The following is a 13,486-nucleotide window of genomic DNA, read 5'->3' as shown; positions in this document are numbered from 1 at the left end:
TGTGAAGGAATAAAACTATTTTTCAATTTGGGAAACCATGTTACTTTTTGATGAAGGCAGGTGGGTCTCGAGCCAACAGAGCATGGACACACTGGCGTTTGGCGAAGTATGCCGTGCTGAACCAGTATTTCTTAAACGCTCGTTATGAGTATCCCGGGCCCATCTAATTCTTTCGTCTCACAAAATCTGGGTGCCATCACAGATTTCCTGCTATTTGATTCTATATACCTACAATTTTCTACTTTTTACTACCAGATAAGAAGGAAAATTCAGTTATATTTACCCTTATCAAAATACAACTCAGCCCCTATAATATGAGATGGAAGCAGTTTGAATCTTTTTGATGGGGTGTAAATATGAGTTCTCTTTCCGTAATTAACAGACAAATCTCCAAGACAGAAAAAGCTATCTATAGCCTGGAGGAAAAGCTACGCGCAAAACGAAATGAATTGGAATTATTAGCTCTTGGTCTCACTCATTTATATGATTATATGGAAGAACATAAGCAAAATGGCTCCTCCAACCATGCCCCAAAACCACCAAGCTCCATATGTAAGGAACAGCAGGCAGAACTTTTCCACTCCCTACAGCTAGAAGAACTTCCAGACACACACTCTCCCATTTATAATGAGCAATTAGTAAAATCTATTCGGGAAGTAAAAGAAAAGATTCGAGAAGAAAAACAAACCTTAGTCACCTTAAAAAGGAACATTACCACCTACCAAAATGAATTACACTATTTGCATTTTGAACGAAAAAGAAAACTATCATAACGAATGTGAGCATCTTCCTTTAGTAAGGGAGATGTTTTTTTATTAGGAAAATGAAAGGCAGGTACCACTCAGATTTTTTTGTCCCCTTTCCCTCGCTTTTTTCGATTATAGAGGTGAAGGGAGGTGACAAACATGGCCACAGCAGAATTAATGGATTCCTCATTACAGCTTGTCTTTGACAATGGTATTGACTCTACAACAGGAAACCCATCATACAAAACGAAGAGCTTCAACAATGTCAAAGTAGAAGCAACAGCCGATCAGCTTCATGCCATTGCAACAGCAGTAGCAGGGTTGCAGGTGCTACCTCTTTACAACATCGAGCGTAAGGATAGCTCGGAAATTGTTCAAGAGTAGGCGCCCTACTATTAATAGAAAGGAGGGAAACAAATGAAAAAGCTAGAGCTTAAATTCACAAACTTTGATGGCAAAACAGTGACCTACTCACTAGATCAGCCTGTTGAGCCAGTTGATCCTGCAGCAGTCAATGCAGCAATGGATGAGATCATCGCCCAAAACGCCTTCACCTCTAGCGGTGGAGACATCTTATCCAAGAAAAGCGCACGCGTGGTCGACCGTAGAGTAGAAGAAATCGATCTAGGACTATAAACACTGTGAGCAGACCAGTAGCCATGCCGCTGGTCTGCTTTTTACTTCAAAATACCATTGGCGTTTCAGGTGAGAGGAGGTATTCAAATGGAAACATGGATTCCCTTTCTAACAGAGGTCGGCTTTCCCATCGCGGTAACATTTTATTTATTACACCGTATAGAAGGAAAACTAAACCTGCTCATAGAATCAATTCATGGATTACCAGAGAAACTGAGAAATTGAATGGAATGGAAAAAAACGGTGCTTCTGGGGAGGAGTGCCGGTTTTTTGTGTGAGTGGGGGTGGGCGATTAACTTAGGGGAAGTGTAATGGAATTAATTGGAGTAGGAGAATCAACCCAAGGAGTAGTGTCATCGACCAAGAGCGCCGCTCAATCAACCATGAGAGCAGTGTCATCAACCACGGAGTCTGCTCAATCAACCACCAGGGCATTGCAATTGAGGTTAGTCTAAAAAGTGGACATGTGAAAAGTGGTTTGTTTTATAATGAACTAAATAATAAAAGGACGTGTTCACTTTGGGGAAACAATATGATAAAGAGTACAGGGAGTATGTAGTGAAATTAATTGTAGAGGAGGGAAGGAAGATAACCGATGTGGCTTACGAACTTGGCCTTTCGGCTTCCACACTAGGAAAGTGGGTACAAAAACATAGAAAAGAAAAACTACAGAGTAACCAACCCCAAGAGTATATAACGCCATCTGAGTTTGAAGATTTAAAGAAGGCCCACAAAAAGGAGCTTGAAAAGCTCCAAGAGGAAAATGAAATTCTAAAAAAGGCCATGCACATCTTCACGAAAAACCAAGAGTAAAATATCAATTTATTTACGATCACTGTGAGGATTATTCGGTGGTGAAGATGTGCGAGGTACTAGTGGTATCGAAAAGTGGTTATTATAAATGGCTTTGTAGAAAAGAAGCTGATTTAACAGAGAGAGAAAGATATCGAGAAGAAATCAAACAAAAGATTAGCCAATCGTTTCATGAAAGTTTTGGTACCTACGGTAGTCCGAGGGTGCACGCAGATTTAATAGATTGGGGTTATACGGTTTGTCAAAAAACTGTGGCCCGCATGATGAATGAGATGGGCCTCAGGGCTACTCTAACCGAAAAAATAATCATCACTACAGATTCAAATCATGATCTACCGATCTATCCTAATCTCTTAAACCAGAACTTCACTGTAGACGCTCCTAATAAAGCCTGGGTCACAGATATTACGTATATTTGGACAATAGAGGGTTGGCTTTATTTAGCGTCAGTTATCGACTTATTTTCCAGAAAAATGGTGGGGTGGAGTATGGCACCTAATATGAAAAAGGAATTGCCATTAGCTGCTTTAAAAATGGCCATAGCTACCCGCCAGCCTGGTGAAGGACTCATACACCATTCTGATCGAGGGTCACAATATTGTTCACATGGCTATATGGAAGTGTTGAAAGAAAGGAAAATGGAAGTAAGCATGAGTAGAATTGGAAACCCTTATGATAATGCTTGTATAGAGTCTTTTCATGCCACGTTAAAAAAAGAACTTGTATACAGAGTCCGGTTTGAGAAGCGTGCTGAGGCCATGAGAGCCATTAATTACTATATTAGTAATCGTTACAATGAGAAAAGAAGACACTCGACTCTAGGGTACTATTCTCCTAATCACTTTGAACGTCATTACCAAAACAGCATACTGAAAAAAACCTCTTAAACAAACCATTGTGATGAATAAGTACAAAGTGAGGTTTTTACTTTGTATTTATTCATCACGCAGCAAACGAAGTGCGGTAGGATTTTTCTTTAAACAAGCACCATTTTAAAATGTCCATTTTCTTGACAGAAGTCCACAATCAACCAAGAGCGCCGCCCAATCAACCAAGAGAGCATTGCAATCAACCAAGCGCCCTGTTCAATCAACCAAAGAGCCCGTTCAATCGACCGCCAGAGCAGTGCAATCAACCAAAGAGCCCGTTTAATCAACCGCAGGAGCATTGCAATCAACCAAGATCTCCGGCCAATCAACCACCGGAGCAGTGCAATCAACCAAGACGCCGCCCAATCAACCGCCAGGGTAGTGCAATCAACCAAGAGCGCCGCCCAATCAACCAAGAGAGCATTGCAATCAACCAAGCGCCCTGTTCAATCAACCACCAGAGCATTGCAATCAACCAAAGAGCCCGTTCAATCGACCGCCAGAGCATTGCAATTAACCAAAGAGTCCGTTCAATCAACCATCGGAGTAGTGCAACCCACCAAATATCATGCTCAATCAACCACCAGCTCTGCCCAATCAACCAGAATCCTCAGTTTTAGAAGCTCGATGGCGAGATTTTACAAAAATATTTGGTTACTAGGTAGTGGAATACTTTTATCTTGAGGGTAGGTTCCAATTGGAGGTGCATGGTACTTTTTATATCGGTTCTTACCAGACGATTCTAATTTCATGTTTTTTAAAAGTAGATATGCTGTGCGAGGAGAAGAGATGTCAAGTAAATTTCTACATTCCTTATTGGTAATAGTGGGTTTAAATAAAAGGAAATAGTCTAGGATTACCTGCTTGTGGGCAGTAGTTGAGGTTGTTTTACAAGTTGGGCATCTCCATTTTTGTTCTTTTCTTTTCATGAAGGAATTTGTGCACTTTGGACAGGTAATTCCATTGATCAAAAGGTCCGGTGATATTTTATAGTGATCAAGAAGGTCCGGGGTATAAGGTTGGTGATGTGAGAGGAGTAATTTGTATAACTTGTTCTGTGTAGAGTGGTTTACCCTGCGTTCTGTATAGCCTTTAAAAATTCTTTCAAGATGAAAATGTACGCTTTCAGAGTGAATAAATTGATTGTAGATTTGAGGGTCCTCTTGAATATTGTTTATTGCGGTTGCTGGATTGCTAGAAATGACAAGAGTATCAATTGGTAAATTCATAGAAAAGCTTTGTAGCCAAAATGCCAGATTCCTTCTTTGAGTATTTGCCTGTTGGATTGGATCTTTATAAACAGATTTTTTACCATCAGAGATTTGGATGAATTGCTTTTGAAGTGAGTCATAACTTAGTTCGCCTCTATAGTTTTTAATTTCTAGAATGACTAAGTTATAAGGGGTTATGAGGAGGGTGTCGATCTGAAAATACTGGTTAAAATTATTTAATCGAAGGTCTTTAATAATAAAAATGTTTTCTTCTCGAAAAGTTGCGAGTGTGTAGTCAACGCGTTTTTCACCTAAATACCCTGCAAGATACCTGCCATAATCTTGAAGGAAAATCTCGTTATTCTTATACTCCATTTTGAGCTTTCTGAACAATGCTTCGTACGCTAGAATCTGGAATGTTTTCAAGCGGGGTTTACTAATCAAATTAATCACACCTTTCTTTAATACTAATAAATTCTATCCCATGTGCCTAATCCCTTTATTTTTTAATAATTAATTAAAAATTAATCAACCAAGGGGGGAGCACAATCGACCGCAGGAGCATGCAATCAACCAAGAGCGTCGTTCAATCAACCACCGGAGCAACGCAATCAACCAAGAGCCCCGGCCAATCAACCACCGGAGCAACGCAATCAACCAAAGAGCCCATTCAATCAACCACCGGAGCAGTACAATCAACCAAATAGCCTGTTCAATCGACCACCAGAGCAGTGCAATCAACCAAGAGCGTCGTTCAATCAACCACCGGAGCAACGCAATCAACCAAGAGCCCCGGCCAATCAACCACCGGAGCAACGCAATCAACCAAAGAGCCCGTTCAATCAACCACCAGGGCAGTGTAATCAACCAAGAGCGCCGCCCAATCAACCGCCAGAGCAGTGCAATCAACCACGTGCTCCGCCCAATCGACCACCAGAGCAGTACAATCAACTAAGGAGCCCGTTCAATCAACCACCGGAGCAATGCAATCAACCAAAGAGCCCGTTCAATCAACCACCGGAGCAGTGCAATCAACCAAAGAGCCCGTTCAATCGACCGTCAGAGCAGTGCAATCAACCAATCCCTCCACTCAATCAACCGCCAGGGCAGTGCAATCAACCAAAGAGCCCGTTCAATCAACCGCCAGAGCAGTGCAATCAACCAAGATCTCCGGCCAATCAACCGCAGGAGCAGTACAATCAACCAAATAGCCTGTTCAATCGACCACCAGAGCAGTACAATCAACCAAAGAGCCCGTTCAATCGACCACCAGAGCAGTGCAATCAACCAAGGGCGCCGTTCAATCAACCACCAGGGCAGTGCAATCAACCAATCCCTCCACTCAATCAACCACCAGGGTAGCACAATCAACCAAGCGCCCCGCTCAAACTACCACCCCCACCCTTCACACCCAACTTTGCCACTCTTCCAAAAAAGCGCTAATATGTATCAGAACTGTATTTTACCGTTCAAATCACAGTAATGTACAATTGCGTTCCACTCATTTGGGCTGAAAGCGTGTTCACTTGAATGAAAGCGGTGCTACAATTACTTATGAAAGAGGGGTTAATCATGAAACTTGATAACCGCAGCAGTAAGCTTCTCGAGGAGCTGATGAGTAATCCAAGTGTAACGAGTAAGGATATTGAACAGAAGTTTGGCCTGACGAGAAGGCAGCTTGGTTATAGCATCACGAAGATTAATGAGTGGCTTTTAACACATAAACTCCCAGAGATTCAGCGGACAAGGAAGGGATTTTTCATTATTGATGAATCCGTTTTTGTTACCTTTTCAAAGGGAGAAACATTAAGGCAGGAAGATGCAAGCGTTTTATCAGAACAGCAGCGAATGTATGTCATTCTGATGATGTTACTGAGCAAGGATGATCTTTCTCTAATCCATTTCACAAGTGAGTTAAAGGTTAGTAAAAATACGATTTTAAGTGATTTAAAGCAATCCCAACATTTTATAGCAGATTACCATGTAACCATTCGTTACACGAGAAAAGATGGCTATGTCCTAAAGGGTGAAGAATTCGAGATCCGTAAGTTGCTTTTACATGTGTTGGATAAAATTCTTCGGCTGAAAAACGGTGCGGACCTGTTATCCCGTCTTGTGGATATTAAGGCAGATGATTTGAGAGAAATTACGCACAGGATTGAATCGGTCGAAAAGAAGCTGAATTTAAAGTTTACCGATGAGCGGATGGCTACTATGCCTTACAGTTTAATCCTGGTGATCCGTCGTATTAAAAAAGGGAACTTAATTCGAGCCTTCTATATTAAATATGAAGAATTATCGGATACGAAGCAGTACAGGGCAACAGAAGAGATTCTTTATGATTTTCAGGATATCCCGATGGAAGAAAGGCTGTTTATTACACTTTATCTACTGACAACAAATGTGTATTGGTCTGAATTCCTAACAGAAGAAGCGATTCCTAACTTAATAGAAGCACTTGACGACATGCTTCGCTTATTTGAAAGAAGAGCAGTCATTTCCATCCAGGACAGAGAGCAGCTGTTAAATAAATTATTGTTGCATGTGAAGCCTGCTTATTACCGAATTAAGTATCAGCTAACAGAGCTTAGTGATGGCCCGCAAACAGTCAGCCAAGAATTTATGGAATTGCATCACCTTGTAAAAAAATCAACGGAACCGCTTGCTGAGTTAATTGGGATGCCGATTCCTGAGAATGAGACGACGTATCTTACTATGTTAATTGGTGGTTGGCTGTCGAAGCAGGGGGATAGCATTAAGGAGAAGACGAAGGCAATTGTTGTCTGTCCAAAAGGGATCTCTGTTTCCAGATTAATGTACAGTCAATTAAAAGAGTTATTTCCAGAGTTTATTTTTCTGGATACCTTGTCGGTAAGGGAGTTTTATCATTATCCGTTCGCTTACGATCTAGTATTTTCACCAATTGCACTTGAAACAGATAAGAAACTATTTATTTCAAGTTCTTTTATGGAAAGGGAAGAAAAAACCCGCTTACGGAAACAAGTCATGCTAGAGATTCAGGGATATATTGCCTCAGATCTTGATGCAGAGGAAATCCTGACAATCGTGAAAAAGCATGCGGTGATTAGCAATGAAGCAGAACTAACAAAGGATTTATACCGCTACCTGCACCGTGATGATGCGGATGCGATAAGGAAGCAAAAAGGCAATGAGCCTGCTATGACATTGGCTGATTTTATTACAGAAGAAACCATTACACTACGTGATTCTGCATCTTCCTGGGAGGCGGCCCTTAAGGTTGGCGCTGCACCATTGATACGAAAAGGATCCATTGATCGATCTTATGTAGATGCCATGGTGGGAGAGGTGGAAAAGGATCCCTATATTGTGATCGGGCCAAACCTTGCCATACCACATGCTACACCAGAGGATGGTGTCAACGAAGTCTCCATGAGTCTGCTCCGTTTAAAAAAAGGCGTAGCGTTTACAGAAGAGTATTCGATCCAGTTAATTTTCATTATTGCAGCATTGGATAAGAAAAAACACTTAAAGGCATTAATGCAATTAATGAAGCTGGCAGGGAACACAGCAGATCAAAAAGCGTTAATTGAAGCAACGGATAAAGAGGCCATTTTGGACATTATACGAAAATATGCAAACGACTAACGAGAGAACCGGGGGCAAAAAAATGGGTGAAATGTACATTAATGAATCTATTATTCTTTTAAATATGGAGGCTAGCAATAAGGAAGATGTGCTATCTAAAATGGGGCAAAACCTCCAATCACTAGGACTGGTTAAGGAAAGTTTTACAAAAGCAATTATTGCAAGAGAAGCAGAATTTGCAACAGGACTTCCTACTAAGGGCGTGTCTGTTGCCATCCCACACACCGATGTAGAACACGTTATTCAAAAAACGATTAGTGTCGCAGTATTGAAGGACCCAGTAGATTTTTGCGTAATGGGTGATGATGAAGAAACAACTCCAGTAAAACTCGTGTTTATGCTGGCAATGGATAAACCACATGATCAATTGGCGCTACTGCAGCGTCTCATGCAAATCTTCCAGGATGAAGAAACATTGGCGACACTAGCCGCTGAAACAAGTGAAACAGCTGTACTGCAGCTTTTAGAAAATAAATTAGATTTCGCACTTAAAGGAGGTGAGTAACATGGAGAAAAAGAAACAGGTTTTGGTAGCTTGTGGAGCTGGTATTGCGACTTCCACTGTCGTGAACAATGCGATTGAGGAAATGGCAAAAGAAAACAATCTTAAAGTAGATTTAGTACAAATTAAAATTGCTGAGGTTGGCAGCTATGTTGATACAGCAGATTTGCTAGTAACAACAGCAATGACGAAAAAAGAATATCCATTCCCAGTTATTAATGCACGTAACTTCCTAACTGGAATTGGTGTTGAGGATACGAAGAAGCAAATTTTAGAGGAACTAAAAAAATAATGAATAAGATCCCGGCATATCCGGGATCAATCATTATCTGAGGGGGAGAACATAATGCAAGGTTTTGTTGATGTTATACAAGGCTTTCTAGACTTGGGAGCTACCGTTATTTTACCAGTAGCAATTTTTCTATTAGGATTATTTTTCGGGCAAAAACCAGGTAAAGCTTTCCGTTCCGGTTTAACAATTGGGGTAGCATTTGTCGGGATTTTCCTTGTTATTGATTTACTTGTATTAAACTTAGGACCTGCAGCACAAGGAATGGTAGATCGGCTTGGTGTGGAGCTAAATGTCATTGACGTTGGCTGGCCAGCAACGTCCTCGATCGCATGGGCCTCTGTGGTTGCAGCATTTATCATTCCACTTGGTTTAGTTGTAAACGTTATCATGTTGTTAACAAAAACGACGAAAACGATGAACGTGGATATTTGGAACTTCTGGCATTATACGTTTATGGCAGCAATGGTGTACGCAATCTCTGACAGTATCATTCAAGGTTTGATCGCTGCTGTATTATTCCAGATTGTTTGTTTGAAGGTTGCCGACTGGACAGCACCTATGATGAGCGAGTTCTATGAGCTTCCAGGTGTTTCGATTGCAACAGGTAGTACCATCTCCTACGCACCAGGGATCTTCTTAGTAAAAGGATTGCAAAAAATTCCTGGCGTAAAAAACTGGAACTCTGATCCAGAAACCATTCAAAAGCGCTTCGGTATTTTTGGTGAATCTATCTTTATCGGACTATTCCTCGGGGCAGCAATTGGAGCTCTAGCAGGCTATGGTGTTGGGGAAGTTATTGAAATCGGTATGGCGATGGCAGCTGTAATGGTGTTAATGCCACGTATGGTTAAGATCTTAATGGAAGGTTTAATGCCAGTTTCGGAGTCTGCTAGAGAATGGTTGAACAAGCGATTTGGTGATCGTGAAATTTTAATCGGACTGGATGCAGCTGTTGCATTAGGACACCCTGCTGTTATCTCAACAGCACTAATTCTAGTACCAATCACGGTTGTGCTAGCAGTTGTCTTACCAGGAAACGCTGTACTACCATTTGGTGATTTGGCAACCATTCCATTTATCGTAGCGTTTATCGTCGGTGCAGCTAGAGGAAATATTGTGCACTCCGTTATCGTTGGAACAATTATGATTGCAATCTCTCTTTACATTGCAACAGATGTTGCACCAATGTTTACACAAATGGCAGAGAATGCAGACTTCGATATGCCTGAAGGTTCTGCACAAATTTCCAGTATTGACCAAGGTGGAAACATCGTAAACTATATTATTTATAAATTCTTCTCTTTATTTAACTAGCATTTAATTTTCGAAAACACGCATTAGGAGGAGTATTCATGAAGGCACTCGTAAAAACAGCACAGGGCTTTGGCAATCTTGAGATGCAGGATAAGCAGGTGCCACAGCCTGGAGCCGATCAAGTGAAAATCGAAGTCAAATATGCAGGAATATGTGGTTCGGACATTCATACGTATGAAGGGCATTACAAAGTCGGTGTTCCAGTTACATTAGGACATGAATTTTCCGGAGAAGTTGTTGAGGTCGGTGAAGGTGTCACAGAATTTCAAGTTGGCGATCGAGTTACCTCGGAGACGACTTTCTACATTTGTGGAGAATGTGCGTATTGTAAATCTGGTGACTACAATCTATGTAATCACCGAAAAGGCTTGGGCACACAGCAGGATGGTGGCTTTGCGAAATACCTGATTGCTCGAAAAGAAAGTGTACACAAGCTACCGGAAAACGTTGATTACCAATCAGCGGCAATGACAGAACCACTTGCTTGTACGCATCACGCTGTTGAAAAAACAGAAATCAATAAAGGCGACGTCGTTGTTGTAATCGGTCCTGGACCAATTGGCTTGCTTACAGCCCAGGTGGTGAAAAGCCGCGGGGCAACCGTTATTATTACGGGATTAACAAATGACAAAGTGCGTCTTGATAAGGCAAAAGAACTCGGAATTGATTATGCAGTAAATACGCAGGAAGAGGATCTTAAAGAACTTGTGAACAGCTTGACTGACGGCTATGGCGCCGATGTTGTATTTGAATGTTCTGGTGCAGTACCTGCTGCAAAGCAGGCACTAGACCTTTTGCGGAAAAAAGGACAATACGGCCAGGTGGGATTGTTTGCTAACCCGGAAATCTCCTTTGATCTTGAAAAAATTATTCAAAAAGAAATCCGCGTTGTCGGCAGCCGAAGCCAAAAATCAGCAGACTGGGAGCCATCCCTTGAGCTAATGAATAATGGCAGTGTTAACGCAAAGTCGCTCGTTACCCACGAATATACGATTGAAGATTGGGATACGGCATATCAAGCGATTAAAAGTGGCGAAGCAATAAAGGTTTTATTGACCCCAGTAGAGTAGGTTGCATGAAGGAATATTTTCAGAAATGAGGCGATAGCTATGATGGATACATTTTTGGATTTCATGATTGGTCCATTTCGGTCCGTTTCCAGCTTTTATTTTGAAAACCAATTAATCTTTAACAGCCTTTTAATAGGTTCTGTACTTGTCAGAATTGCAACGAAAAGAAAGGGCAAAACAGCAGGACAAGAATGATGAAAGGGTGAGAGGATGCGATCCCTTAAACTTTACGGGAAGCAGGATATTCGCTTCGAGGAAGCAGAAAAACCAGTAATCAAAGAAGCAGATGATGTCATTATAAAAGTAAAAGCAGTAGGGATTTGTGGATCCGATATTTCCCGCTTTAATAAGCTAGGACCCTATGTGGAAGGAATGATTTTCGGTCATGAGTTTTCCGGAGAGGTAGCGGAAGTAGGAGAAAATGTGACAAGCGTGAAGCCGGGAGATCGTGTAGCTGCATGTCCGACTTTTTACTGCGGCGAATGTGAGAGCTGTAAAAAGGGCGAGCTTGCACGATGTGAAAAGCTTACTGTGATTGGCGCTAGACACCCTGGTGCCTATGCGGAGTTTGTAAAGCTGCCTGAGGAAAACGTAATCCCACTTCCAGATGAAGTCGATTTCGATAGTGCAGCATTAGTGGAGCCTTCCGCTGTCGTAGTACACGGCTTTTACCGCACGACCATAAGGCCAGGAGCAGAGGTTGCTGTCATGGGTTGTGGAAACATTGGCTTACTAGCTGTTCAATGGGCAAAAATCTTTGGTGCCAAAAAGGTTTATGCTATTGATATTGATCCTGAGAAGCTAAGCGTAGCGCAAGAACTGGGAGCAGATGTGCTTATCAATCCATTGGAAAAACCAGCACACGAACAAATCCTCGAGCATACGAACGGCTTAGGAGTAGATCTTGCAGTCGAGTCAGCTGGCTCACCGATAACCTCCGCCCAAGTTTTTGCCTTACCAAAAAAAGGCGGAGAAGTCGTATTTATGGGCATCCCATATGCCGATATTAACATTGAGCGCTTCTATTTTGAGAAGATTGTGCGAAACGAACTGAATGTTTATGGTTCATGGAATGCCATCTCATCTCCATTTCCGGGCAGGGAGTGGAGCACAACCATTCATTATATGGCAACAGGCCAATTGCGTATCGAACCAATCATCAGCCATCGCCTTCATCTATCAGAAGGACCAGAAACCTTCGATCGCATCATCAATCGGAAGGAATCTTTCGGAAAAGTGCTCTTCTATCCAGAGCTAGGATAAAACAATAGGGGAAAAATAACAAAAACGCCTGGGATGGGCGTTTTTTTTGTATACATAAAAAATGTCGTGGAAGAATAGGCAGCGATGATTGAATAGGGTGCGGTAAGTGGGGGCGTGTGGTTGATGGGGAAGCGACCGTGGTCGATGGGAGAGCCCGCGTGGTCGATTGAGAGTTGCTCGTGGTTGATGGGAGAGGGCGTGTGGTTGATTGGGGGTTGCGAATGGTTGATGGGAGAACCCGTGTGGTCGATTGAGAGATGCTCGTGGTCGATAGGAGAGGGCGTGTGGTCGATAGGAGAGCCCGCGTGGTCGATTGGGAAGCGCACCTGGTCGATTGGGAAGCGCACCTGGTCGATAGGAGAGCTCGCGTGGTCGATAGGAGAGATCGTATGGTCGATTGAGAGCTGCTCGTGGTCGATAGGAGAGCCCGCGTGGTCGATTGGGAAGCGCACATGGTCGATGGGAGAGATCGTATGGTCGATTGAGAGTTGCTCGTGGTTGATGGGAGAGCCCGCGTGGTCGATAGGATGCCTCGTATGGTTGATTGAGAGCTGCTCGTGGTCGATAGGAGAGCTCGCGTGGTCGATAGGAGAGATCGTATGGTCGATTGAGAGCTGCTCGTGGTCGATAGGAGAGCCCGCGTGGTCGATTGAGAGATGCTCGTGGTTGATGGGAGAGCCCGCGTGGTCGATAGGATGCCTCGTATGGTTGATTGAGAGATGCTCGTGGTCGATAGGAGAGCCCGCATGGTCGATTGAGAGCTGCTCGTGGTCGATAGGAGAGCCCGCATGGTCGATTGGGAGTTGCTCGTGGTTGATAGGAGAGCCCGCATGGTCGATTGTAAAGCGCACCTGGTCGATAGGATGCCTCGTATGGTCGATTGAAAGCTGCCCATGCTCGATAAAAGCGCCCCAAGTGGCGATTGAAAAACGCCCTTAGTGGATAGAATCCCCGGCACAGTGGGTTAATCCCCCTTGCGCTCGCCCCCCAAGCCCCACCCACAGCCCTCTCCTCAAATCATGTCAACAAGTCCTTTGCCAAAGTTGCATTTAGATTTCGTTGTACGCCCCCTCAAGAAGACATAAAATAGAAGTAAAGAAATGTTCTTATTCATTTTTTCATTATAAATTTTAGAGAGGGGTA

At 42.7% G+C, this 13,486-nt stretch carries 20 protein-coding genes; 14 read left to right on the top strand and 6 right to left on the bottom strand.

The features are described 5' to 3' along the window. Window positions 1–356: 356 nt before the first annotated feature. The 4 genes from LG273_RS16130 to LG273_RS16115 all read left to right on the top strand — a co-directional run bounded on the left by LG273_RS16130 (window position 357) and on the right by LG273_RS16115 (window position 1,607). Window positions 357–773, top strand: a complete 417-nt coding sequence (locus LG273_RS16130) for a hypothetical protein (RefSeq protein ID WP_379560424.1) — start codon at window positions 357–359, stop codon at window positions 771–773. 132 nt (window positions 774–905) lie between these two features. Continuing rightward, window positions 906–1,130 (top strand): DUF1659 domain-containing protein, encoded by a 225-nt coding sequence (locus LG273_RS16125; protein ID WP_379560425.1) that lies wholly within the window; start codon window positions 906–908, stop codon window positions 1,128–1,130. Between the two features lie 33 nt (window positions 1,131–1,163). Beyond that, complete coding sequence (locus LG273_RS16120) at window positions 1,164–1,382, top strand: DUF2922 domain-containing protein (protein ID WP_379560426.1); 219 nt, start codon at window positions 1,164–1,166, stop codon at window positions 1,380–1,382. A gap of 87 nt (window positions 1,383–1,469) precedes the next feature. Further along, the gene (locus tag LG273_RS16115) at window positions 1,470–1,607 is read left to right on the top strand and encodes a YvrJ family protein (RefSeq protein WP_379560427.1); all 138 of its coding nucleotides are present in this window, start codon (window positions 1,470–1,472) and stop codon (window positions 1,605–1,607) included. Window positions 1,608–1,679: 72 nt separating this feature from the next. Here LG273_RS16115 and LG273_RS16110 read toward each other — a convergent pair whose 3' ends face one another. Beyond that, complete coding sequence (locus LG273_RS16110) at window positions 1,680–1,805, bottom strand: hypothetical protein (protein WP_404455497.1); 126 nt, start codon at window positions 1,803–1,805, stop codon at window positions 1,680–1,682. 87 nt (window positions 1,806–1,892) lie between these two features. Here LG273_RS16110 and LG273_RS16105 point away from each other — a divergent pair, with 87 nt between their 5' ends. Both LG273_RS16105 and LG273_RS16100 read left to right on the top strand, forming a co-directional pair. After that, entirely contained in the window at window positions 1,893–2,195 is a 303-nt protein-coding gene (locus tag LG273_RS16105) for a transposase (RefSeq protein WP_379562994.1), read from the top strand. 11 nt (window positions 2,196–2,206) lie between these two features. Then, window positions 2,207–3,082 (top strand): IS3 family transposase, encoded by an 876-nt coding sequence (locus LG273_RS16100; RefSeq protein ID WP_404459472.1) that lies wholly within the window; start codon window positions 2,207–2,209, stop codon window positions 3,080–3,082. An 89-nt stretch (window positions 3,083–3,171) separates the two neighbouring features. Here the strand turns inward: LG273_RS16100 and LG273_RS16095 are convergent, their stop codons facing one another. The 5 genes from LG273_RS16095 to LG273_RS16075 all read right to left on the bottom strand — a co-directional run bounded on the left by LG273_RS16095 (window position 3,172) and on the right by LG273_RS16075 (window position 5,646). Further along, window positions 3,172–3,459, bottom strand: coding sequence for a hypothetical protein (locus tag LG273_RS16095; protein WP_404455493.1), 288 nt, complete (start codon window positions 3,457–3,459; stop codon window positions 3,172–3,174). Continuing rightward, on the bottom strand, window positions 3,411–3,665 hold the full coding sequence (locus LG273_RS16090; RefSeq protein WP_404455491.1) for a hypothetical protein: 255 nt from the start codon (window positions 3,663–3,665) through the stop codon (window positions 3,411–3,413). Before LG273_RS16090 ends, LG273_RS16095 begins: the two co-directional genes overlap by 49 nt. Before the next feature lie 37 nt (window positions 3,666–3,702). Beyond that, window positions 3,703–4,650 (bottom strand): nuclease-related domain-containing protein, encoded by a 948-nt coding sequence (locus LG273_RS16085; RefSeq protein ID WP_404455488.1) that lies wholly within the window; start codon window positions 4,648–4,650, stop codon window positions 3,703–3,705. 153 nt (window positions 4,651–4,803) lie between these two features. Next, window positions 4,804–5,226 carry a hypothetical protein gene (locus LG273_RS16080; protein WP_404455486.1) on the bottom strand — a complete coding sequence of 141 codons (423 nt, stop codon included), beginning with the start codon at window positions 5,224–5,226 and terminating at the stop codon, window positions 4,804–4,806. A gap of 108 nt (window positions 5,227–5,334) precedes the next feature. Further along, window positions 5,335–5,646, bottom strand: a complete 312-nt coding sequence (locus tag LG273_RS16075) for a hypothetical protein (protein WP_404455483.1) — start codon at window positions 5,644–5,646, stop codon at window positions 5,335–5,337. Between the two features lie 201 nt (window positions 5,647–5,847). Here LG273_RS16075 and LG273_RS16070 point away from each other — a divergent pair, with 201 nt between their 5' ends. From LG273_RS16070 to LG273_RS16035, 8 genes are all read left to right on the top strand, one after another. After that, window positions 5,848–7,902, top strand: coding sequence for a BglG family transcription antiterminator (locus LG273_RS16070; RefSeq protein ID WP_404455480.1), 2,055 nt, complete (start codon window positions 5,848–5,850; stop codon window positions 7,900–7,902). Window positions 7,903–7,924: 22 nt separating this feature from the next. Further along, the gene (locus LG273_RS16065) at window positions 7,925–8,407 is read left to right on the top strand and encodes a PTS sugar transporter subunit IIA (RefSeq protein ID WP_379560433.1); all 483 of its coding nucleotides are present in this window, start codon (window positions 7,925–7,927) and stop codon (window positions 8,405–8,407) included. Window position 8,408: 1 nt separating this feature from the next. Beyond that, the gene (locus LG273_RS16060) at window positions 8,409–8,696 is read left to right on the top strand and encodes a PTS sugar transporter subunit IIB (RefSeq protein ID WP_379560434.1); all 288 of its coding nucleotides are present in this window, start codon (window positions 8,409–8,411) and stop codon (window positions 8,694–8,696) included. A 54-nt stretch (window positions 8,697–8,750) separates the two neighbouring features. Beyond that, complete coding sequence (locus tag LG273_RS16055) at window positions 8,751–10,010, top strand: galactitol-specific PTS transporter subunit IIC (protein ID WP_404455476.1); 1,260 nt, start codon at window positions 8,751–8,753, stop codon at window positions 10,008–10,010. Window positions 10,011–10,048: 38 nt separating this feature from the next. Beyond that, complete coding sequence (locus LG273_RS16050; protein WP_404455474.1) at window positions 10,049–11,080, top strand: zinc-binding dehydrogenase; 1,032 nt, start codon at window positions 10,049–10,051, stop codon at window positions 11,078–11,080. A 39-nt stretch (window positions 11,081–11,119) separates the two neighbouring features. Further along, window positions 11,120–11,275: a hypothetical protein gene (locus LG273_RS16045; RefSeq protein WP_404455471.1), complete on the top strand. Its 156-nt coding sequence runs from the start codon at window positions 11,120–11,122 to the stop codon at window positions 11,273–11,275. A 15-nt stretch (window positions 11,276–11,290) separates the two neighbouring features. Then, window positions 11,291–12,343: a galactitol-1-phosphate 5-dehydrogenase gene (locus tag LG273_RS16040; protein WP_404455468.1), complete on the top strand. Its 1,053-nt coding sequence runs from the start codon at window positions 11,291–11,293 to the stop codon at window positions 12,341–12,343. 120 nt (window positions 12,344–12,463) lie between these two features. After that, complete coding sequence (locus LG273_RS16035; RefSeq protein ID WP_404455465.1) at window positions 12,464–13,282, top strand: hypothetical protein; 819 nt, start codon at window positions 12,464–12,466, stop codon at window positions 13,280–13,282. Window positions 13,283–13,486: the final 204 nt, after the last annotated feature.

It is taken from the genome of Oceanobacillus kapialis (assembly GCF_044790185.1).
Lineage (GTDB): Bacteria > Bacillota > Bacilli > Bacillales > Amphibacillaceae > Oceanobacillus_B > Oceanobacillus_B kapialis.
Note: the sequence above shows the minus strand (reverse complement) of the source record. Positions and strands in the feature narration are given on the sequence as shown.